The organism is Paenibacillus sp. NPDC058367 (assembly GCF_042723305.1).
In the GTDB taxonomy this organism is placed as follows: Bacteria; Bacillota; Bacilli; order Paenibacillales; family Paenibacillaceae; genus Paenibacillus_AQ.
This window is the reverse complement of sequence record NZ_JBHXIZ010000001.1, coordinates 1,571,878-1,594,371: the sequence shown is the minus strand read 5'-3', so window position 1 is coordinate 1,594,371 and position 22,494 is coordinate 1,571,878. Positions and strand designations below refer to the sequence as shown.

General features: G+C 43.3%; 16 protein-coding genes and 1 pseudogene. 13 read left to right on the top strand and 4 right to left on the bottom strand.

What is annotated here, in order from left to right; all coding sequences use genetic code 11:
* Positions 1–41 precede the first annotated feature (41 nt).
* The 5 genes from ACFWMP_RS06920 to ACFWMP_RS06900 all read left to right on the top strand — a co-directional run bounded on the left by ACFWMP_RS06920 (position 42) and on the right by ACFWMP_RS06900 (position 7,323).
* Positions 42–2,219 (top strand): methyl-accepting chemotaxis protein, encoded by a 2,178-nt coding sequence (locus ACFWMP_RS06920; protein WP_042186088.1) that lies wholly within the window; start codon positions 42–44, stop codon positions 2,217–2,219.
* A gap of 163 nt (positions 2,220–2,382) precedes the next feature.
* On the top strand, positions 2,383–4,263 hold the full coding sequence (locus tag ACFWMP_RS06915) for a cache domain-containing sensor histidine kinase (RefSeq protein ID WP_042186090.1): 1,881 nt from the start codon (positions 2,383–2,385) through the stop codon (positions 4,261–4,263).
* 22 nt (positions 4,264–4,285) lie between these two features.
* The gene (locus tag ACFWMP_RS06910; RefSeq protein ID WP_339246145.1) at positions 4,286–5,593 is read left to right on the top strand and encodes an ABC transporter substrate-binding protein; all 1,308 of its coding nucleotides are present in this window, start codon (positions 4,286–4,288) and stop codon (positions 5,591–5,593) included.
* Positions 5,594–5,638: 45 nt separating this feature from the next.
* Positions 5,639–6,703 carry a LacI family DNA-binding transcriptional regulator gene (locus ACFWMP_RS06905; RefSeq protein WP_042186092.1) on the top strand — a complete coding sequence of 355 codons (1,065 nt, stop codon included), beginning with the start codon at positions 5,639–5,641 and terminating at the stop codon, positions 6,701–6,703.
* Between the two features lie 59 nt (positions 6,704–6,762).
* Positions 6,763–7,323 (top strand): GNAT family N-acetyltransferase, encoded by a 561-nt coding sequence (locus tag ACFWMP_RS06900; protein WP_042186094.1) that lies wholly within the window; start codon positions 6,763–6,765, stop codon positions 7,321–7,323.
* Between the two features lie 62 nt (positions 7,324–7,385).
* On the opposite strand, the gene ACFWMP_RS06895 is transcribed toward ACFWMP_RS06900, so the two are convergent.
* From ACFWMP_RS06895 to ACFWMP_RS06880, 4 genes are all read right to left on the bottom strand, one after another.
* Positions 7,386–8,288, bottom strand: a complete 903-nt coding sequence (locus ACFWMP_RS06895; protein ID WP_076284263.1) for a manganese catalase family protein — start codon at positions 8,286–8,288, stop codon at positions 7,386–7,388.
* Positions 8,289–8,562: 274 nt separating this feature from the next.
* Entirely contained in the window at positions 8,563–9,735 is a 1,173-nt protein-coding gene (locus ACFWMP_RS06890; protein WP_042186098.1) for a glycoside hydrolase family 130 protein, read from the bottom strand.
* Positions 9,735–10,949 carry an AGE family epimerase/isomerase gene (locus ACFWMP_RS06885; protein WP_042186100.1) on the bottom strand — a complete coding sequence of 405 codons (1,215 nt, stop codon included), beginning with the start codon at positions 10,947–10,949 and terminating at the stop codon, positions 9,735–9,737. The genes ACFWMP_RS06890 and ACFWMP_RS06885 overlap by 1 nt, the downstream gene beginning before the upstream one ends.
* Before the next feature lie 22 nt (positions 10,950–10,971).
* Complete coding sequence (locus tag ACFWMP_RS06880; protein ID WP_379422687.1) at positions 10,972–11,922, bottom strand: glycoside hydrolase family 113; 951 nt, start codon at positions 11,920–11,922, stop codon at positions 10,972–10,974.
* 302 nt (positions 11,923–12,224) lie between these two features.
* Here ACFWMP_RS06880 and ACFWMP_RS06875 point away from each other — a divergent pair, with 302 nt between their 5' ends.
* From ACFWMP_RS06875 to ACFWMP_RS06840, 8 genes and pseudogenes are all read left to right on the top strand, one after another.
* A complete protein-coding gene (locus ACFWMP_RS06875; RefSeq protein ID WP_042186104.1) occupies positions 12,225–13,004 on the top strand; it encodes a response regulator transcription factor in 780 nt (259 codons plus the stop codon).
* 319 nt (positions 13,005–13,323) lie between these two features.
* A complete protein-coding gene (locus ACFWMP_RS06870) occupies positions 13,324–14,694 on the top strand; it encodes an ABC transporter substrate-binding protein (RefSeq protein WP_042186107.1) in 1,371 nt (456 codons plus the stop codon).
* Between the two features lie 128 nt (positions 14,695–14,822).
* Positions 14,823–15,704, top strand: coding sequence for a carbohydrate ABC transporter permease (locus tag ACFWMP_RS06865; RefSeq protein WP_042186108.1), 882 nt, complete (start codon positions 14,823–14,825; stop codon positions 15,702–15,704).
* A 3-nt stretch (positions 15,705–15,707) separates the two neighbouring features.
* A complete protein-coding gene (locus ACFWMP_RS06860) occupies positions 15,708–16,541 on the top strand; it encodes a carbohydrate ABC transporter permease (protein ID WP_042186110.1) in 834 nt (277 codons plus the stop codon).
* Positions 16,542–16,617: 76 nt separating this feature from the next.
* Entirely contained in the window at positions 16,618–17,649 is a 1,032-nt protein-coding gene (locus ACFWMP_RS06855) for a glycoside hydrolase family 130 protein (RefSeq protein ID WP_379422683.1), read from the top strand.
* Between the two features lie 698 nt (positions 17,650–18,347).
* A complete protein-coding gene (locus ACFWMP_RS06850) occupies positions 18,348–19,310 on the top strand; it encodes an acetylxylan esterase (protein WP_379422681.1) in 963 nt (320 codons plus the stop codon).
* 48 nt (positions 19,311–19,358) lie between these two features.
* Positions 19,359–21,431 (top strand): methyl-accepting chemotaxis protein, encoded by a 2,073-nt coding sequence (locus tag ACFWMP_RS06845; RefSeq protein WP_379422679.1) that lies wholly within the window; start codon positions 19,359–19,361, stop codon positions 21,429–21,431.
* Positions 21,432–21,666: 235 nt separating this feature from the next.
* A pseudogene (locus tag ACFWMP_RS06840) lies at positions 21,667–22,299 on the top strand (S-layer homology domain-containing protein); the annotation flags it as partial.
* Positions 22,300–22,494 lie beyond the last annotated feature (195 nt).

Below are 22,494 nucleotides of genomic sequence, written 5' to 3'. Positions count from 1 at the left end.
GATAGTATTAGTGAAAAGCATAAAGAGAGAAGGTTAGAGAGATGAAGAAGAACAATAAAAAATCCGTAAATGTACAGAGCAATGAAGTAGGTACAGGAAAGACATCAAAGTTAGATGCTAAGAAAATGATGTTGGGTTGGGGAAGCCAGATCAAGAGAGTTAATCCTATCCAATCCGTCGGTGTGAAGTTATTTCTAATATTCCTATGTTCCACTGTAATCGTAGTTATGTCACTTGGACTTATATCTTATTCGAAGGCGAAAACAACGATAAAGAATAACGTATCAGAAGCCTATCGTCAGACTATTATTCAGACTGCTGAGAAGCTGGATATTACCTTGAAACAGTATGAGAACTTGGCATTACAGCTTTATTTTGATGCGCAGATGCAAACGGATCTGAAGGCTTTGTCTACTGCACAAACAGCTTACGAGAAATTTGAAGCAACAAGTGCAATAAGTAAGAAATTGTCCAGTCAGACAACAACAGATAATAATATTATCAGTGTCTCTTTGATTCCAGAGACACCTGAGCAGGATATCGTTACAAGTGGTAGTGCTGGCATTAGTCTTGACGGATTACGTGAACAAGAATGGTACAAGAAGTTAGTAGAAGACACCAAAGAATATAATTCATATTATTCGGACGGTGACAAAGGCGGCGCCAAGAATATTTGGTTCTCCACTTCTATTCAAGGAAATGGAGATAAGGAGATTGCTATGGTAAGATCCCTTAAAAATCTGGGATCAGAAAAAGGATACATAATCATGCTTGTGTTGAAAAACACACTGCTGGAGGAATCTTTTGCAAGTGTGAAGCTGGGAGATGGCTCCCGTATTCAACTAGTATCTCCTGAAGGTACAGTTGTAGCTTCTTCTAATTCGATAGACGATGGAAAGCCATCCGAGTTTTCTTTTATCAAAGAGAGTAAGAAAAATAATAATAGCCTAGAAGCTAAAGATCCAAACGGAAAAGAAATTCTGGCGGTATTTAATCCGATGATACGGGCGGATTGGAAGCTATCAGGCGTAGTGCCTACAGACGAGCTAGTGAAGGAAGCCCGTCCGATTCTGTTGACGACGTTTATTACAGCTGCTGGCGCAGCACTGCTTGCGATATTGATCGGGATTTGGATGGTTCGTATGATTGCTCGCCCTCTGGCACGATTGAAGGATCTTATGGTTCAAGGTGCAAGCGGAGATTTAAGTGTACGTACAGAATATGTGTCTAAGGATGAGATTGGACAACTATCAGCCTCCTTTAACTTGATGATGGAGCGTATCACTGAGCTTGTATCGCAAACTAGAGAAACTGCTCGAGATGTGCTAGAGACCGCTGGCGAGCTTGGAGAAGCTTCGCGTAAGACTGCTATTTCCGCGAAGGAAATAGCAGCCGCTACGGAAGAAATTGCTGGAGGAGCAGGCAGTCTGGCACTTGAAGCTGAACGTGGTAATGAGCTTACAGATGTGATAGCTACGCAAATGCAGACCGTGATTAGTGCCAATAGTGAGATGGATGAGGCAGCACGCGGGGTTGGAGAAGCTAGTGCTCAAGGTGCCAAGCAATTAACGGATTTACTGGATCAGACTAGCCGTACTGGGGAAAAGACAGGTGCGCTTGTAGAACGTGTTAACAATTTGAAAGAAACAGTATTCTCAGTGATTAAGGTGCTGGATGTGATGAAGAGTATCACACAGCAGACGAATATTTTATCATTGAATGCGACGATAGAAGCCGCACGTGCAGGCGAAGCTGGCAAGGGCTTTATGGTGGTAGCAGGTGAGGTAAGACAGCTTGCCGACCAATCGAAGCAGTCTATTGCTCTTGTTGCTGGAATCACCGACAAGATCATAACGGAAATGAACGAAACGGAAGCTGTATTATCTGAAGTGGCACCTCTCTTTAAAGAGCAAATAAGCGCAGTGAAGAGCACGAGCGATATCTTTGTATCCGTAAAAGGACAGATGGATGAGTTCATTACTAGTCTGGAATCGGTGACAACAGCGATCAGTAGCTTGAATCATTCACAGGTTGTGTTGTCGGAAGCAATGGGTAACGTAAGTGCTGTAGCTGAGCAATCATCAGCGACTTCCGAAGAAGTGGCTTCACTCAGTAATGAACAGCAAAGTGTAAGTGATCAACTCGTTTCATTGTCAGGTAAGCTGGAAAGTGCTTCAGGACAGTTAAAGGACAAACTGTCATTATTCACGATAAAATAAGTGGGTCCCTAACTAATTTTTTATGATTTACATAACAAAACCGCTTCTTCGTTATGAGGAAGCGGTTTTGTTATTGTGTAAAGAAGGACTTCCCCGTATAATAATTTTGTTAGGTAAATAATAATAACAAGTTAGGTAAAAAAGGGTTAAGGAGAAGGACCGTATGAAAGGTAAACGCATCTTTGGCTGGTGGTCCGTTATCGGGGACATGAGTATGGAACGCAAGCTGCTCCTCGTCTTTTTAATAATTATTACCCTTCCGCTTACCTTCATTAGTGTGTTTACTTATAAGAGTTATTCAGAATCTATTCAGGGCAATACCATTGCTTATTCTGAGAAGCTAATTGATCAAATGATGGATGGAGTAGATGATTATATCGAAGATATGAAGCGTATTTCATCTATGCCAGCCTATGTGAACGATATTAAACAAAATTTAATTCGTTCGAACCACTATCATGAGCAGAAAGAGATCATGGGTGGCGAATCAGGCAGTGCTACATTGTTACCCGGAGATTTTGATTTACTGTTGTCCATTCAGCGGGGCATAGAAGGCAACATTTCATTTATTAACAATATTAAGCGAGGCGCGAACACGGTTTATATTTTTGACGCGCATGGGAATGGTTATTATTCTGCCAAGGATGGTGGAGTACGGCTCGACCTCGATCAAAGCTATAAGTACTGGAGTCAGCAGACGAAGGATTCCAGCGGAGAGGCCCTTTTGTTTGGTACCCAATCATTTACGAGTAATTTGCAGAGCACTCGATATGCTTTTACCGTTGTTCGCAAAATCGTGGATGGTTTGTTAAATCCGATTGGGCTGATCGCGGTTGAAGCGAATATTAGCAATTTGGAGAATCGGGTTACGGAGCTGGATAAAGTAACACATGGCAAATCTTTGATCGTTGATGAGATGGGGATGGTCGTGTACGACAGTGACAAAAAACTTCTTGCCACGGATGTATCTGATTCAGAGCTATTCAAAAGGGTCGATGGGAAATCCGGGAGTTTCTATGATTCAGTCAACGGAAAAGATTTTCTAAATATTTACTCAAGCTCTAACAAGACCAATTGGAAGGCCATTATTTCGATTCCTGTAGATGTGTTAATGCGGGATGTGAAGGTAACCCGTAATACAACGCTCGCTGCTACATTAAGTATCATAGTACTTGCGTTAATTATCTCCATTATCCTTTCCTTTGCACTCACTAAATCACTATCGCAGATGATTCAACTGATGAAAAAGGTTCAGGGCGGCGATCTAGATGTGATGTTTAGGGTTAGACGGCGTGACGAGATTGGTCTGCTCGGGCATCAGTTTAATCGAATGCTGGCTCGGATCAGGCAGTTAATTCAGGATATCTACCGAATTGAAGAACAGAAGAAGGAAGCGGAGCTTCACGCACTGCAGAGTCAGATTAATCCTCATTTTATCTATAATACGCTGGAGTCGATCCGAATGACCGCTGAGCTCAATGATGATATTGAAGCTGCGGACATGATCTCAATTTTAGGTAAACTGCTACGGTATAGTACAAGTGATTTGAGCGGCAAAACGACAATGAAGCAAGAGCTTGGATATGTACGCAATTATGTTGAGCTGCTGAACTGTCGCTATCCTAATCGTTTCGTACTCGAGATCGACGTACCGAAGGAGCTAGATAATTATTCTATTATCAAGCTGGTCTTCCAGCCGATCATAGAGAATGCTGCTTATCATGGCTTGGATGATAATAAACCACAAATGCATTTAAGTATCCGTTGTGAGATGACTGAGCAAATGCTGTTCTTTCATATTAAGGACGATGGCTGTGGAATGGATAAGATCACTTTGGAGAGATTGAACGATGGGCTGCAGAAAGAAAGTCCTCCTAAGAAAAGTATCAATGGGGGCATTGGTATGAAAAATATACAGCAGCGAGTGCGCCTTCATTATGGAGCGGCTTTTGGAATTGAGGTATATAGTGAGCTTGGACAAGGGACGGATGTTATTTTGTCACTGCCGTTGCTGGAACCGGAAATGATTAGATTATCTGACTGAAATAAGAGGAGGCTGTCCGTTGATGGGGATGAGATTACACTGGACTACGCGTACCATACTGCTGCTTCTCATTTTGTTATCGATTAGTGGCTGTGAGAACAACACCAAGCAGACGGAATCTACAGTGCCTCCAGTTGGAAACGAGGTGAAGTCTGACTTATCCGGCACCATAGTCATGATGACCAATCGAATAGATCTGATTGAGAACGGAACCTTTCAAGGGTACGCAGACCAATTTAAGCAAAAGTACCCCGAAGCGAATGTTGAATTTGAAGGTTTATCCAATTACGCAACGGACATTCTGGTAAGACTGTCCACCAAGGACGCCGGAGATGTACTTTTGCTTCCTGTGAATCTACCATCAAAGGAACTGGATTATTTTTTCGAACCGTTGGATGAAGAAACTTCGGCTAGTGAGCGCTTCACTTCTTTTGCTACTTATGATGGTAAGCGATATGGGCTATCTACGGGAACTACCACGGTAGGGATTGTCTATAATAAAAGGTCCTTCGAAAAAGCAGGAATTACCGCAGTTCCACAGACACTGGATCAATTCTACGAAGCTTGCGCTAAATTAAAAGAGGCTGGAATTATCCCGCTGTATATGAATTATGGAGCCGTCTGGCCACTGCGTGAATGGGGAAATAGTCTGGTCAATTATATGACAGGCAACCCTGAGTACCTAAATAATATGGTAAATGAGGATAGTCCATGGCAGCTTAATAATGAGTGGGGGAAATCCATTTCCATTGCTCGAACCTTAATTGCTAAAGGTTATGTAGAGAATGAACTCTTCTCGAACAATTGGGAGATCTCTAAGACTAGACTCGCTAAAGGTCAAGCTGGCATGTATTTACTTGGAAATTGGGCGGTTGGTCAAGTGCTTGATGTGGGGGCTTCACCAGATGATATCGGATTCTTCCCATTTCCTTATGATAATAGCAGTACTCACTATGCACCGATCAATCCGGACTGGTTCGTGGGTGTTAGCAAATACAGTAAGAATAAAGAGCTTGCTATGGCTTGGTTGAATTTTTTTGTAAAAGAGACTTCGTATTCAGATGATTGGGGATTCCTTCCTGCTGATGGTAGTCTGAACCCTTTTTTGCCGCAGTACCGTGAATTTTTATCTTATGAACCTAAGCTGGTTTATGGCACGGTACAAAGTGATGCGTTCATCGATCTGGCAAATGGAGCTAAGCTGTCTTTTTGGTCCGGAGATTATATTCAAGAGTTACTTGCTGCGCCTGATTTACAAAAGTCTTTTGACGAATTAAATGCAAAATGGACGGAAGCGCGGGTAGCTACACAGGTAACTTCTCAGCCTTAACTTTAGTTTAACATTAATTTTATTACAATCTCTGGAGGTTTTAATATGGCTAAAAAGGTCACCATGCAAAAAATAGCTGATCATCTCGGTGTATCCAAATTTGTTGTCTCCAAGTCACTATCTGGTAAAGCTGGAGTTAATGAGACGACCAGAGAACGAGTGATTCAAGCGGCATCGCAGTTAGGCTATTTTACGCAAAAAAATGCTTTTGTCCAAGGTGTCAAACGGACTCCTCCGGTAGGGGGGAGTGATCGGAATAAGCAATCTGTGCTTGTATTAATGCCGAATATCCGCTCGCAAACTCAGGATTCCTTGTATTGGGGGAAAATTGTGGACGGTATTGCCCTTGCGCTGGATCAAGAAGGACTTGGAATGGTGATCATCTCTGAGAATCGTGCGGATAATTTCGTGAATATCTTGAACCCAAGCGGGATTCTTGGTTTGGTAGGTGTGGGTGAAATCTCCACTTCTTTACTACTTGAGGTACATCGCATCGGTCTGCCGATGGTGTTGATTGACCATGAAGATCCATTAATTCCAAGTGATACTGTATTCGCGAACAATGTGGATTCCATGGCTCGACTTACTAATCATTTGATGGGGACAGGCCATACACAAATGCATTTTATCGGAAATATTGGATTTTCACGCAGTTTTCGGGATCGGTGGATTGGCTTCCGGAGTGCGCTGGAGGAGAGTGGGATAAGACTGCCTTTGGAAGATGATGCGAATCTCTTTTTAGAAGGGGTGGAGGAAGATGTATTCCAAGAGGATTTTAAAAATTGGGTGATGAAGCGGAAAAAAGCTAAGACACTCCCAACCGCCTTGGTCTGCGCCAATGACAAAACAGCACTTACGGTCAGTGATATCCTGAAGGCAGAAGGTCTTAATATTCCAGGGGATATCTCGGTCACGGGCTTTGATAATATTGAGGATGCCTCAAGAGGCGTTCCGCCGCTTACTACTGTACATGTCCCTAAAGAAGCGATGGGCCGGGCGGCAGTGGAGAAACTGCTAAGTCGGATTGGGCATCCCTCTGCACCACTGGAGAAGATCCTGATTGCAGCAGACATAGTGCATCGTGATTCTGTGGATATACCGAGAGACTAGAAATCAGCCGATTAAAAATAATTGAAAGCCATGGAATTTTGGTTAGGGGGAATTCAGTTATGTCAGAAGCAGTTGCAATACCTAAGATCGAAGGCGAAAATATTCATCTGCGTGGTGTAGGAGAGTCCGATCTGGAGGCCTATTACGAATTTTTACTTGATGATGAGATGGGTCGTCTAACAGGGTCGCAAGGGGAAATCTCTCGCGAGCAAACTTCGGCATGGATTCGAAAGATTAGTGTTCCAGCTGAGGATCGTGTGGATCTTATGATTATCGTCAAGGAAACGGATGAGCTTATTGGAGAAGTGGTTTTGAACGAAATAGATCCGGACAACCGTAGCGCAAATATTCGAATTGGGATTCGTAGTCATGAACATAGAGGGAAGGGTTACGGTACTGAGGCTATGACTCAAATGCTGCGATATGGCTTTGAAGCCTTGAAGCTGCATCGTATCCATCTGGGTGTATATCCTTTTAATCCAAGAGCCATTCATGTCTATGAGAAGCTTGGTTTCAAGCACGATGGTGTAGAGAGGGATGCTCTTTATGTAGACGGAGAATTTCATAACATGATTCTGATGTCTATGCTGGAGGATGAATATCGGGCTTTGTACAATTAAAAAAAGTGAACCTATGGTGAGGAAGACGCTGCGTAAATTCCTCACCAGATTCACTTTAAATATTATTCGGTAATATTTCCAGCCATTTTGAGACGTTTGGCAATTTCTTTAAAGTCTTCGGGGGAGATTCCTGGGGCGAACTCCTCTTCGACAGCAGGAGCTACGGGGATCGGGAAGCCTTTAGGTGCTCCCTTAATGACTTCAAGCGGGAGGTTATCCTCTGGGTGGGTTCCCTTCCAAATCTGATCGATGGCGCCGAAGTCACTGTCACTCCAGGTGTACAGCTTTGTATGCACACCCTTCTCCTCATATTTCTTCGCTTCACTAAACGATTTGTTATTTAACGAAGGAACCGGCACGAGTTTCGTTACATTAACACCTGTTGCGATTTCGATGGCTTTGGCATAAGCGACCACATGGACACCACCGCGCACTAAGAGAAATCCGACTACAGCGCGTGCAGCTGGATGGTCCGTCATTTCGTAAACTTTCATTTTATGTGTTCTGGCTCCACATTCGAGGAAGAAGTTATGTAGCAGATCTTCCACTAGGTTGCCGCTATTAAATACATTTGCTCCGGTCCATGGATTCCCCGTTGAATCAAAAGGCATAGCACCTTGAGCCCCCGCCAGAAAGTGATAGGATAAACGCGCATCTTTTACGGACCCTAGAGGGGTGGAATCTGGCTCTTTATAACTAGTTGACCCTCGAAGGCATTTGTTGATGGCATGCGAAACTAGCTCCACATGGCCTAGCTCTTCCGCTGTTATACTCATCACCAAATCATAAAAGGGTTTCAGTTTGTCTTTTGAACGGAAATTAAAGGATTGATAGAGATAATTGTTAAGGGTCGACATTTCTCCGAACTTTCCGCCAAGCAGTTCTTGTACAGCGGCAGCAGCATTGGGATCTGGCTTCTCAACTTCAGGAATTTCGATCATGATCTCATCCATACGTTTGAACATTTATATCTCAGCCTCCTTGGAGTTAGGGGATTACTGAGCTATTTTGAGCTTAATCTATAGGAATTAATCATTAAACGGCTAAAAAGTATGGATATTTATCTACAATAAGGGAGTATCCATGAACAGATTTACAAGTCGAAAGAGCATTAGTAAACACTATCAAATACCCATAGTAACGTGCTAGGGGACACAGAATGATCAAAAACGCAGAGCAGCGACCCTCCATTAAGGAGAATCGCTGCTCTGTTGATTTTTAAGGACTCTGAACTCTTATTTACAGCGCTAAATTACGATCGATGAGGGCGATACGTTGCTCTACACAAGCATAAGAGCGGAGTGGATCTTCTGGTGTGTTCAGTACGTAATCTAACATTTGATCAACCGTAGTTGTTGCTACATGGATGCGGGTGTCGGAGGAAGCGTAGTAGATATAGATCTCACCGTTATCGCGTGCAATTACACCGTTACAGAATACAACGTTGGAGACATCACCGACACGTTCTTCACCGTCTGGTGCGATGAAATGACCACCTGGTGAATGTGTGACTTTGTTTGGCTCCTCCAGACCAGATAAAAAGGCATAGAGGACGTATCTAAGCCCAGCGGCAGTGTTTCGCACACCGTGTGCGATATGCAACCAGCCTTTTGGTGTTTTGATTGGAGCTGGACCTTGGCCATTCTTAACTTCCTTGATGGTATGGTAGTGGCGCTCATCCATGATTGTCTCACTTGTAATCACGGCATCCTCAATCGTATCCGAGAGTCCCCAGCCAATACCGCCACCGGAGCCTGCATCAATAAAGCCATCCTGTGGGCGAGTGTAGAAGGCGTATTTTCCATCCACAAATTCAGGGTGGAGCACGACATTGCGCTGTTGAGCAGAACCTGTCTTAAGATCGGCCAGACGTTCCCAGGTCTTCAGATCCTTTGTGCGAACTATACCACATTGTGCTACTGCACTGGAAAGGTCACCGTGTGGGGCGTCTGAATCTTTGCGTTCTGTACAAAAGAGGCCATAGATCCAGCCATCTTCATGACTTACTAAGCGCATGTCGTAAACGTTGATATCCGGAACTTCTGTCTCAGGCAACACGACTGGATGATCCCAGAAGCGGAAGCCGTCTACGCCATTGTCGCTTTCTGCTACAGCAAAAAAAGATTTGCGGTCATTGCCCTCAACACGGGCAACGAGATAGAATTTGTCGTTCAGTGCAATGGCACCCGGGTTGAAAACGCCGTTGACGCCGATTCTTTCAGCGAAGTAAGGATTGGTGTCAGGGTTGAAGTCGTAACGCCAGATTAGAGGAGCGTGCTCAGCGGTAAGCAGTGGATAAGCATAACGGTCATAAATACCGTTTCCATAAGGAAGCTTTTCATTTTTACGGGTGATCAGCGCTTCATAACGTTCTGTTAATTGTTGTTTGCGTTCATGAAATAACGATGACATTATACAGTCTCCTTTAGGGTTGAATTCAGTCGTGCGATCATTTCGAAGCAGGCTCTGCTGTTATGATAAGGGCATTTCCAGGCACTAACCTTGGTTGCGTGAGGGAGGGGCAGATGGTTCTCGTCCACGCCCCAGTACCATTCGCCTTGTTTGTGATCCACCATATATTTATCGATAAAAGTCCAGGAGGCTTGGGCAGCCTCGTTAAATTTGCTGTCACCGGTCAGCTGATAAGCATTATAGAATCCAACAACCGCCTCCGCTTGCGGCCACCAATCTTTATCTTTGCTTAGCAATCCGCTCGGATCAGCTTCATTCCATATCCCGCCATCGGTATCTATACCTTCTGCAAGAACAGCTTCTGCCATGGAGATAGCGACGGTTCGAACACGCTGTAGCAGCTTTTCTTCGCCAAGTATTTCTGCGGCTTCCACAAGCAGCCAGCTGCCTTCGATATCATGTCCATAGGAGATAATATCTGACTTTACATTCCATGCCTCATCTAAGAAAAGATGAAAATGCTTGCCTTCGTTATCAATGATATGGTCCAGCATCGTTTCGATTAGCTCAGCCAGCGTACTCGCCAACTCCTCTGACTTCCATACTCGATAGAGACCGGTATACGCTTCCAGAACATGCAGATGGGTATTCATAGATTTTTTTTCATTCAAGTCCTTGCTGCTAAGACTGAGGTTATCCGTGATTTGCCATTCCCGAGATAAAGCTTCAACATAACCTTTATAAGTTGAATCATAGCCATATTTCTCAACAAGCCGGAATATTTGAATGGCCTCATCTAACACCTCAGGCCGTCCAGTCACGTGGTAGAATTCAGCCAATGCGTAGATAGCAAAAGCTTGGCCGTAGATCTGTTTTTTCTCCTGAGAAGGTTTGCCTTCAGCATTCACCATCCAGTATAATCCGCCATACTCCTTATCGATGAAATGATCCATCAAATAGGCATAGGCACGCTCTGCCATGGCCAGATATTCTATCTTGCCGTAGTTCCGGTAAGCGCTGGCAAAGGACCAAAGAATACGGGCATTAAGCACAAGGCTTTTCTCCGCGTCAGGTGCAATGTTCAGCTGATTGTCGATTTCACCAACAAAACCGCCATTGATTTCGTCCTTCGTCTGTTTCATCCAAAAACTAAGAATATTACCCTGTAGCTCATCCTCAAGCTGGGTCAACCATAATTCTGGTGAAATAATCATTGGTAAGTAGTCACTCCTCACATTACTTATTGATTTTCGAGGTGAAGTATTCGTTGATGATCCCAGCGGCTTGTTTGCCATACATACAATAATCATCATTGTGTTCTGCTTCATGAATTGGATAAAGATGAGTAGGCCAATCCCAAAGCATAAAGCCCTGAACCCAATCTCTGCGCTCACAGCCTTGAAACATTGCCTGATAGAATTTGCTTTGTTCTGCTTGACTTGGTTCACCCTTCAAGGTCCAATCATTAGGGATCGCCGCACTCCCGCTTCGGCTTGGGCAACCCGCTTCCATGAAAAAGAATGGCTTATTCTGTGATCTCACCACATGCTCAATCCGGTCGAGCTGAGCTTCCCAATCGTTGGCTGGATAATATCCACTTGAAGAAATTACATCGAGCGCATCCCACCAGGTCACGTTATCCTCCTGATACTTATCGCAATTATAAGTAAGAATTCCTGAGTAAACCTTCCGAACCTCGGCAATAAGCATACGCCATTCGGTTTCTCGTCTATCCGTTTGTACAAGCTCGCAGCCGATACAGAACATCTCACAGCCTGTTTCTTCAGCAATAGCAGCATAATGCAGAATAAATTTAGTATAAGAGCTGAACCACTCCGACCATTTAGGCTCGCAAGGAACATCCTTATCGAAAAAGTTAATGTGAGCACGCCAAGTTCCGTCCGCGCAATTAACGATCGGCTTCAGGCATACCTTTAGCTGCAGTGACTTCGCTTTACTGATGGACTGTTTCACTTCTTCGTCGGTAACGGTTGGCGCCTCCCAGTAGGGAATTTCCGTAGAATGAGCGGTAGCTTGAAGCGCACTAAAGGCAATGGCCGTCCAGTTCGCTCCAGTGACTGAAGACATGAGTTCCATCGAACGTTCCGCTTCTTCCGTTTTCCATGAACCGCGTGTACCCGAGAAGCCCCAGGTTATACCTGCAATGTATTCGTTGTTAAATACCATCGAGAATCCCCACCTTACATTGAAAATAGAAAAGAGAATAATTAGTAAAATAATTTTGTTATATAGTTATTATTAATTTGTTAGTTTATAATAACAACTTAATTTAGTTATATACTTTTTCTAAGATGATTTCAAGGACAATTTATAGTTGCAGCTGGGAAATTAGAATAACTTTCGTTATAGTAAATACAAGACTATAAAAGAGTGTAATCGTACATTGACGTAATACATAGGAAGAATTCTATTCGTGATGATGGAGCAATCATAATAACTGGCAGATACAACTGGAGGGAAGTGCTCAAATGATAAATGTTATGATTGCGGACGACGAGGAGGTCATTCGCAGGGGGCTCGAAAAAATCACATCCAGGATGGAGCTAGATGTACATGTAATTGGATCCTACGGTAACGGGGTGGAAGCCTGGGAGCATTTTGAAAAGTTATCCCGAGATGACATTGATCTGCTTATTACAGATATCAAAATGCCTAGAATGGATGGCTTTATGTTGATTGAACAGGTTAGAGGACATATGGAGGATATACCTATTGCCGTTCTTAGCGGTTTTAGTGAATTTGAATATGCCCGCCGAGCAATCCGCCATGGGGTGATGGATTATTTACTAAAACCTATTGATAAGACTCAGCTATATGAATTGCTCAAGAGAGTAGAGGATACAAAGAAAAAGAACGTCACAGAGCAGGAGGAGATGTTCTCTCAAGCGGCAGATGGTGGTGAGCATTACGTAGTTGAACAGACTAAAAGCATACTGGAGAGGGAGTATGATCAGAACTTCGAACTTGAGCGTTTGGCGGAGACCGTCGGTATGAATGCGAGCTACCTCAGCCGGTTGTTCAAAATAAAGACGGGGCAAACCATCACCGACTATCTAATTCGAATTCGTATTACTAAGGCGAAAGAATTGCTGATCGAGCATCCCGACTTAAAAAATTATGAAATTGCCGATAAGGTTGGCTATAGTGATCCGGTTTATTTTAATAAATTGTTCAAGAAAATGTGTGGTATGACACCTAAGGATTATAAAAGTGGCTGTAAATTACCGAAAATGGAACGTGAGTTTTAGTCCTATATAGGAAGCTATTATTTAGGAGAGCGATAAGCTCTCTTTTTTTGTGGTTATTTTCAATAAATTAGATAATAAAAACACCATAACAAAAACAAAAATAACAAATACAAGACCAGAAAAAGCAATTCAAACCATCGTTTTGCGTTAAAAATAGATCTATAATGAGTTTGTAAGCGATATCATCACTTTTTTTCAAGAGTATTTCAGTGATTTTGATAATAGTGATTACTCTATTAAATTGATGGTGATGATAAAAGTTATCATTTTTGTTATTAAACCAAATTAGAGTCGAATTGAAGAGAGGGGTCGTAAAAGCATGAAAAAAGGCAAAACAATGATGGGCTTGATGGCACTGACACTTATGGCAGGATTGTTTAGCGGTTGTTCCTCAAACAACAACACCAACAATGAAGGTGCTAAAAACACAGGAAGCAATGGATCCTCAACAGAGGCGACGGCAGCTCCGGCTGATGATGCAGCAGCCAAGGATATTAAAGGGGATATCACGGTCATTACGCAAAGAACGGATATTGTTGATACCGTATTCAAAGAGTATGCGGCTAAGTTCAATGAGAAATATCCTGATGTAAAGGTAAACTTTGAAGCGCTTGCTACTTACGAAGATCAAATTAAAATTCGCATGAGCACTAGTGACTATGGCGACGTTCTGTTGTTACCTACAAGCATAGCTATTAAAGATATTCCCGATTTCTTCGAACCACTGGGTACACTCGAAGATATGCAAAAACAATATACAGGTGTGGAAGAACGAGCAGTAGACGGAATGGCTTACGGAATTCCAATGACCATCAACTTTAACGGTATTATTTACAACAAACAAGTCTTTAAAGATGCTGGGATTACAGAGGTTCCAAGAACGCCTGAACAATTCTTAACTGCTCTGCAATCTGTTAAAGATAAAACGAAAGCTGTGCCTCTGTACACAAACTACGCAGCTGGCTGGACATTGACCCAATGGGAAGCGGATTTGGCTACAGTAGCTGGTAACCGTGATTATGTGAACATTGGTCAAGTGGCTAGCGACGATAACTATGTTCCAGGCCAACCTCACTATGAGCTGTACAAAATCCTGTATGATGCAGCACAAAAAGGTTTGATTGAAGAAGATCCAACGACTACAGACTGGGAATCTTCCAAAGCGGATCTGGCTAACGGAAAAATCGGCACGATGGTTCTTGGATCTTGGGCAATCGGTCAAATCAAAGGTTTAGCAACGAATCCAGATGATGTCGGCTTTATGCCATTCCCTACGAATGCAGATAAAATCCTTGTACCACTTGCTGGTGACTACAATCTGGGTGTCAGCGTTCATAGTAAAAACAAAGAAGCTGCTAGAGCTTGGGTGGATTGGTTCATTAATGAATCTGGCTACCCAACGACTGAAGGTGGCGGTATGAGCCCGGCTATCGGTGCAGAGCTTCCAGAAATTCTGAAACAATATGAAGGCACTGAAGTAACCTTTGATACACTTGCAGCTGCTAAAGCCGGCGAAGAAGGCTGGTCTGATGAAATCGACAAACAAGCCGAAATCGGTGCTTGGCAACCAGACTTCAAGAAACGGATTATTGAAGCCGCAATTGGCAACAGAAAAGAATCCTATGATGACATCATGAAGGACCTCAACGACAAGTGGAAAGCCGCTCGCGCTAAAGTCACAGCACAGTAACAACTATAAGCTTTCTTAAATGCTATAGGCGGTAGTGGATGTGGGAGGGGATATGCTAACGGGCATTTCCCCCTTCACATTTAAACGAGTCATAAATAAATGAGGATGCTTTTCTGGAGGTGTATCGGGTGTTCAAGTTTTCGAATTTGAGTTACAAAAATCAACGGATTGCCATCATATGCTTGTTCTCATTAGTGCCGATCGTATTACTACTCACATTTGCTTATTATCCAGTAATCAGTATGTTTCGGTACAGCTTCACCAGCTGGAATGGCCTAAGTAAAAATATGGAGTACGTTGGGTTAGAAAACTACAAAACCATTTTTACGAAACCGGAGTATTTTTCCGTATTTAAGGTCAGCTTGTATTATTTCTTCACTACCTTTATTCAGATGGCACTTGCTTTGTATTTTGCAACCATACTGAGCTTTAGTGTTCGCATGAAAAATTTATTCAAAGGGATTTTGTTCTTCCCAACCTTGCTAAACGGTGTAGCGATCGGCTTTATCTTTCTGTTCTTTTTCAAACCAGATGGAACGCTAGATACGATTCTTAACCTGCTCGGACTCAGCGGTTTACAGCAGAAGTGGCTACTCAATCCGAATTTGATTAACTTCTCGCTCGCAGGGGCGTCACTGTGGAGATACATGGGGATGAACTTCCTGATCTTCCTTGGGGCTATTTCCTCGATCGGTTCGGATATTTATGAAGCTGCTGAGATTGATGGTGCAAACAGATGGCATCAGTTTATGCATATTATTTTGCCAAGTATTAAACGTATTCTTCAATTGAACTTGATCCTTGCGGTCAGTGGCGCTATTGGTGTGTTTGAAATTCCATACGTCATGACAGGCGGATCTAACGGAAGTAGCACATTTGTCATTCAGACGGTCGATGTAGCGTTTAAATATAGCAAAGTTGGATTAGCGTCAGCGATGGCCGTAGTTTTGCTGGGTATCGTTATAGTAGTTACTATTTTGCAGCGCGTTCTGATCAAGGAGGAGAAATAAACTATGCATTCTGTAAAATATACCACTGCTAGTATATTCAAATATCTCACCTTGATTTTGGGAGCACTTGCAGCATTGATACCTATCGTAGTTGTATTTTTTGCCTCATTAAAAACAGGGCCGGAATACGCTTCAACCGGACCGTTAACGCTGCCAGAGAATTGGCTGAATTTCTCCAACTACACTAAGGCTTTTGTTGATGGCAAAATGCTTCTAGGATTTAAAAACACTGTCATTATCGTTGTGATCTCTATCCTGGGTGCAACGCTGACGGGTTCGATGATGGCTTATATTTTATCCCGCTTCAAATTTAAAGGCAGTAAAGTTCTTATCAGTATGTTTCTGATTGCTACCCTGATTCCGGGTGTTACAACGCAAGTGGCAACCTTCCAAATCATCAATCACTTGGGCCTGTTTAATACCAGATGGGCACCCATCGTGATGTACCTCGGTACGGATATTATCGCTGTATATATTTTCATGCAGTTCCTGGATTCGATTTCCGAGTCACTGGATGAATCCGCGATGCTGGACGGGGCTTCGTATTGGACGATTTATTGGAGAATTATTTTGCCACTGCTGAAACCGGCGATTGTAACAGTAATTATTGTGAAGGGCGTAAATATTTATAACGATTTTTACACTCCTTTCCTATATATGCCGAAAACAGATCTCCAAACGATCTCCACAGCACTCTTTAAGTTTAAAGGTCCATATGGATCGCAGTGGGAAGTAATATGTGCGGCGATTATGATCGCGATTATTCCGACATTGGTTGTGTTTACCGCGTTGCAAAAGTATATCTACAATGGATTTTCACAAGGTTCCGTTAAGTAAGCTTAGTAGTAGATTTCATAGCAGTACTAGATAAAATAGCATACTGAAAAGTTGCATACATTTGGAGGGAATACTAATGAGTGAAGTGAAATTGGTTGGAGCAAGTGCGATTAACATCCCGAACATGCCTTGGCAGGATAAGCCTGCTGGCTATGAGAACCCGATTTGGAGACATAATGATAACCCGGTTATCAAAAGAAATCCTGCAAAAGGTGTAGCCCGTATTTTTAATAGTGCGGTTACTGCGTTTGAAGGTAGTTTTATCGGAGTATTTCGTGTAGAAGATAACACAACGCGTCCGCATTTGCGCATGGGACATAGTGTTGACGGTCTAGATTGGAAAATCGATGATGAGCCGATCCGATTTATAGATGAAGAAGGTAACTCTTATCAGCCGCGTTATGCTTACGATCCACGTCTGGTTAAGGTCGAAGATACATTTTATATTATCTGGTGTACAGATTTTTACGGCGCAGCTATCGGTGTTGCTAAAACGCAAGATTTCAAAACATTTATCAGCTTGGAAAATCCATTCCTGCCCTTCAACCGGAACGGTGTATTGTTCCCTAGAAAAATCAATAATAACTTCGTGATGTTGTCCCGTCCAAGTGACAGCGGACATACACCATTCGGTGATGTATTCCTTAGTGAAAGCCCTGACTTTGTATTTTGGGGTAAACACCGCCATGTCATGAGTAAAGGTGGCCAAGGCTGGTGGCAAAGTGTCAAGATTGGCGGCGGACCTGCACCGATTGAAACTACAGAAGGCTGGTTGATGTTCTACCATGGCGTTACAGGAACCTGCAACGGTCTTGTATATAGCATGGGTGCAGTTATTTTGGATATAAACGAGCCTTCGAAAGTAAAATATCGCTCGAAAAATTTTGTGCTAACTCCTGAAGAATGGTATGAGGAAAGAGGTTTTGTGAATAACGTTCTGTTCCCATGTGCCACTCTGCATGATGCAGAAACGGGCCGTATCGCCATCTATTATGGCGCTGCTGACACTTATGTAGGCGTTGCATATACAACCGTTGATGAAATCGTCAACTATGTCATCGACACCCATGAAGAGGTTGGCGATGATGCGGGTTTAGGTAAAATTTAATAGGGTGAACAACCTTTGAGGAACAAGCTTTAGGTAGAGTGAAGTTGGGTAGATATTTGGTGGCTGAGCAGCGTTCGAAAAAAGTGTGCGGCGTGTAGTGTGCTGTATTTTGTATGCTGGGTTCTGCACGTTGCGTGCTTTGTGTTCTGTGGTTTGGGCTTTTCATTGCATTCTCTGCAATAGAAACTCTCGATTTCGTCTGAAAAATAGAATCTATTGCACTCTCTGCAATGGTTTTCCGCAAAAATCACTTTTATGCTCGGTTTCGCTCGAACTGATTGCACAAAGTGCAATAGAACAAAGACGGGCGCTCATATGGAGAGATTCTATTGCACAAATTGCAGCCAAAGAGCAACGAGTGAGTACTATGAGCTCATTCATGAGACGCCAGTATGTCTAGGCTAAAGCCGCTAGTTGCACAAAGTGCACTTAAACTAACCTGTTTGGTGGTGTTTAGTGTAAATAGTTGCACATTGTACACTTATTTCAGGCGATTTTGCCCCGGAAACCCCGCTGTGAGCAATTTTAGTTGTATAGAGTGCAATTAAATGAACAACACAACATATTTAGCTGTAATAGTTGCACAAAGTGCAACTAGCGAGCTCTTGTTATTAGTAGAAACTAACGGAAAACTCACATAAGCGGGTTTTCCGTTTCCATTGTTTTTTAAGTGAAAAAACCTTAAGGAGGACCTTAATATGGGAAACGACATGACATTGTCACAATTAAAAAAATATAACGGAAGCAGCCCAAAACCAGTCGACTTTGACGCATTTTGGGAGCGGGCTTTGCATGATCTGGACGCCCAGTCACTAGATTATGAACTAGAGCCTGCGGAGTTCGTCAGCGAGCTGGCGGAATGTTTTCATCTGTATTTTACCGGTGTTGGCGGAGCAAGAATCCATTGTAAATATGTAAGACCGAAGAAAAGGGGTTCAGAAAAAGGTTCTGGTGTCGTGATGTTTCATGGATATTCCTGTGACAGCGGGGATTGGATGGAGAAGGTGACTTATGCGGCCCATGGAATTAGTGTCCTTGCGATGGATTGCCGGGGACAAGGCGGACTTTCCGAGGATAATCTTACAGTAAAAGGCACAACCATTCGTGGACATATTATTCGCGGCATTGACGATCCTAATCCGCACAACCTTTACTATCGTAATGTGTTTCTGGATACAGCGCAGACTGCTCGAATATTGATGGCTATGGAGGAAGTTGATCCAGCACGAGTAGGTGCTTTTGGTTTATCTCAAGGCGGAGCGCTTACTGTAGCTTGTGCAGCATTAGAGCCGCGTGTGAGCATGGCCGTTCCTGTGTATCCGTTTCTTTCAGATTATAGACGGGCTTGGGAGCTTGATATCACTACGTCAGCTTATGAGGAAATTAACTATTATTTCCGCTTTTTTGATCCCCATCATTTACGTGAGGACGAGATTTTTAATAGACTGGGTTACATCGATATTCAGAATCTCGCGGAGCGAATTCAAGCCAAAATGTTGTGGGTTACAGGGTTATCCGATGTGATTTGTCCACCTTCAACGCAGATTGCCGCGTACAACAAAGTACTAGCGCCCAAAGAGCTTATGGTTTATTATGAGTACGGTCATGAGTATTTGCCATATCTTTCCGATCGGGTGTTACAAATGTTCATGACCTTGTAAACGATAAGCCAGTAGGCATAACAGACGACAACGGTGGTGAATGATTAGATGAAAGTACAAGTGAAAAAAGAAAAAAGACGATTCCAGCTGCATCCATCCAAATCCATTGGGGTGCGGCTTTTTCTCATCTTCTTTGTTTCGACGATGGTGCTCGTGCTCTCTCTCGGCTACACTTCCTATTCCGTAGCTGAGCATACGATCGAGACGAATGCGCTGTCAGCCAATCAACAGACAGTCGTTCAAACCGCTGAGAAGTTTGATGTGGAATTGTTACGTTATGAGGATGGTCTAGGTAGAATCTTGTACGACAATGAAATTCAAAATGCACTCAAACAAGGGAATAATCCCACTACAAGTAATGAGGAACGTAAGGTACTATCTAACCAGATTAGTGCGCAGCTAAATGATTGGCTCACGGCATCAAACGGTGTGGAGGCCGTATACCTTATTCCGATGAATAAAGATTTTCCGATTTCTTCGGCGGGTACAAAAGATAGCGCTTTTATTGAGAGTTTCAGAGAATCCTCATGGTTTAAGCAGCTAGAGGAGAAGCCACAGAGTGTATGGATTCCACGTGAATTACAGGGCCAGGAAGGAAATACGTCAGGTGTTTTCCATTTGGCCAAATCGATTGCTGGTGATTCTGAAAGCTCAGGATACATAGTCATTAACGATATTAGAATTAGCGAATTAGAAAATCAGCTTCGTAAAGTGGATCTTGGAACAAGCTCCTACATGCAATTGCTAACGAATAAGGATGAATTGATAGCCTCCTCCCAGCAAGTGGGGACGGATACATATTTGAATCTGGGAGGGACGCTTCTGGGTGGTCTGCAGAATACAGCAGGCTCATTGCCAACAAAGGATGAGAAGGGGAAATCTATATTAGCTGTATACGGAACACTAGAAACCTCGGGATGGAGGTTACTTGGTGTTGTACCGGCTGAGAACTTGACGAAAGACGCGCTGCGTATTCTCAAGACTACTTATATTATTGTTGCTGTAGCTGCTGTTATCGCTATTTTAATAGGGTATTGGATGTTCAGAATGGTATCTCGACCGCTGACCAGACTTAAGAATTTGATGTCAGAGGGAGCCGAAGGGAATCTAGGGGTGCGTACGAATATCACATCACGTGATGAGATCGGTCAGTTATCCAGTTCTTTTAACATGATGATGGAACGAATAACAGAGCTGGTTATCCATACGAATGAAACCGCTCGGAAGGTACTGGAAACCGCCGATGAGCTTAGCGGTGTTTCGCGCAAGACAGCTGATGCAGCTATGGATATTGCTGCGGCCACGGAAGAAATTGCGGGTGGTGCAGGCAGTCTGGCCTTGGAAGCTGATCGTGGCAATGAGTTGACGGGGCAAATTTCGGTACAGATGGATTTAGTCAATTCAGCTACTCACGAGATGGATCACACCGCACATAGCATCGGCGAACTCAGTGAGGAAGGCTTCAACAGGTTGAAAGAATTACTTAATGAGACGAATAGGACGGGCCTGAAGACGAATCAGCTTGTGATGAAGGTTAACGAGCTGACAGAAACGGCATCTTCCGTTATGAAGGTTCTTAATGTGATGCAAAATATTACTCAGCAGACGAATATCTTGTCTCTGAATGCCACCATTGAAGCAGCAAGAGCAGGCGAAGCCGGGCGAGGATTCATGGTGGTAGCCGATGAAATACGCCAGCTTGCAGATCAATCGAAAGAATCTATTGCTGTTGTGGCAGAAATAACAGATACCGTTATGAGAGATATGAACGAGACGGTTGTGGTCCTTTCAGAAGTTGCACCTCTCTTTAATCAGCAAATGACTTCCGTGCAGAGCACTAGCGATATCTTCGTATCTGTGCAGGATCAGATGCAGCATTTTATCGCCCGTCTGAATGCTGTAACTGTGTCGATGGACAGCCTGAGTCAATCGCAAAAGGTTCTATCCGATTCGATGAGCAACGTAAGCTCAATAGCTGAGGAATCATCAGCTGCCTCTCAAGAAGTTGCCTCACTTAGTGGAGAGCAACAAAGTGTAAGTGATCATTTGGTAGAGCTTTCTTTGAAGCTGGAGGATGCATCTTTGCAGTTAAAGGAGAAATTATCGAAATTCAGCGTGTAGGGTAGCCTTAACAGAATACTAAATTAAAGAACCGCTTATTCCTTTAGGAGAAGCGGTTCTTTGTTTTGAGCGGCATGTAGCGAGTATAAAATAATCCAGATGCATCTGAAGATAGTCTAGATAAGCCATCCCAAACCTCAAGCTATAATATGTCTATCAAATAGGGGGTGAACTGAAGAGATCTTTTTGTTAGACGGTATTGTTAGCGTTTACATATTTTACTGAGGAGGATGGCATGTTGACAAAATATAAAAACAGTTCAAGCCTAAAAGTTAAGAAAATGCCCATAGCTAGAAAGCTGGCCAGTAGCTTAGCAGTCGCTGCGTTGTTATTCTCATCTGTGAATCCAGGGGCGTTTGCCGCTGAAATTACAAATGTTCAAACGGTTGCGAGTTTTAAGGACGTAAACGGGCATTGGGCGCAATCATCAATAGGAAAATGGGCGTCAAGCGGAATTATAAATGGATATACGGATGGAAGCTTCCTACCAAACGGAAAAGTAACTAGAGCAGAATTTGTGGCAGTGCTCAACCGATTATTCGGTTTTTCACAGCAAACAAGCAATAGCTTTAACGATATACCGAGCGGGAAATGGTATGCAGCTGATGTGCTGATCGCACGTCAAGCAGGTTACTTTGAAGGTTTTGCAGGTAATCTTGCGAAACCAGATAATTACTTAACGAGACAGGACGCTGCAACCATGCTGGCTCGTGTGTTCGAATTGAAACAGGCAGGGACGGCTTCTCTATCCTTCTCGGACGCTGCTTCTATAAGTGCTTATGCTGCTTCAGCGGTTGGCATCCTTACTCAAAAAGGGGCTATCAACGGGTATACGGATGGTACATTCAAACCAACGGGGTCCATAACACGTGCTGAGGTCATTAAGATTATTGATGGTATGGCAAAAGGATATTACAATGCTGCAGGTACTTATGATGCCACGGCGATCACGGGCTCTGCGCTAATTACTGCTTCAGGAGCAATCCTATCTGGTAGCAAAGTGAGTGGAGATTTATATTTAACCGCAGGTATCGGTAACGGAGAGGCTACACTTGATCAAGTA

Bases quoted from the DNA above. Each gene is read 5' to 3' on its own strand.
- ACFWMP_RS06920 (WP_042186088.1), top strand. From the start codon at position 42: ATGAAGAAGAACAATAAAAAATCCGTAAATGTACAGAGCAATGAAGTA.
- ACFWMP_RS06915 (WP_042186090.1), top strand. From the start codon at position 2,383: ATGAAAGGTAAACGCATCTTTGGCTGGTGGTCCGTTATCGGGGACATG.
- ACFWMP_RS06910 (WP_339246145.1), top strand. From the start codon at position 4,286: ATGGGGATGAGATTACACTGGACTACGCGTACCATACTGCTGCTTCTC.
- ACFWMP_RS06905 (WP_042186092.1), top strand. From the start codon at position 5,639: ATGGCTAAAAAGGTCACCATGCAAAAAATAGCTGATCATCTCGGTGTA.
- ACFWMP_RS06900 (WP_042186094.1), top strand. From the start codon at position 6,763: ATGTCAGAAGCAGTTGCAATACCTAAGATCGAAGGCGAAAATATTCAT.
- ACFWMP_RS06895 (WP_076284263.1), bottom strand. From the start codon at position 8,288: ATGTTCAAACGTATGGATGAGATCATGATCGAAATTCCTGAAGTTGAG.
- ACFWMP_RS06890 (WP_042186098.1), bottom strand. From the start codon at position 9,735: ATGTCATCGTTATTTCATGAACGCAAACAACAATTAACAGAACGTTAT.
- ACFWMP_RS06885 (WP_042186100.1), bottom strand. From the start codon at position 10,949: ATGATTATTTCACCAGAATTATGGTTGACCCAGCTTGAGGATGAGCTA.
- ACFWMP_RS06880 (WP_379422687.1), bottom strand. From the start codon at position 11,922: ATGGTATTTAACAACGAATACATTGCAGGTATAACCTGGGGCTTCTCG.
- ACFWMP_RS06875 (WP_042186104.1), top strand. From the start codon at position 12,225: ATGATAAATGTTATGATTGCGGACGACGAGGAGGTCATTCGCAGGGGG.
- ACFWMP_RS06870 (WP_042186107.1), top strand. From the start codon at position 13,324: ATGAAAAAAGGCAAAACAATGATGGGCTTGATGGCACTGACACTTATG.
- ACFWMP_RS06860 (WP_042186110.1), top strand. From the start codon at position 15,708: ATGCATTCTGTAAAATATACCACTGCTAGTATATTCAAATATCTCACC.
- ACFWMP_RS06855 (WP_379422683.1), top strand. From the start codon at position 16,618: ATGAGTGAAGTGAAATTGGTTGGAGCAAGTGCGATTAACATCCCGAAC.
- ACFWMP_RS06850 (WP_379422681.1), top strand. From the start codon at position 18,348: ATGGGAAACGACATGACATTGTCACAATTAAAAAAATATAACGGAAGC.
- ACFWMP_RS06845 (WP_379422679.1), top strand. From the start codon at position 19,359: ATGAAAGTACAAGTGAAAAAAGAAAAAAGACGATTCCAGCTGCATCCA.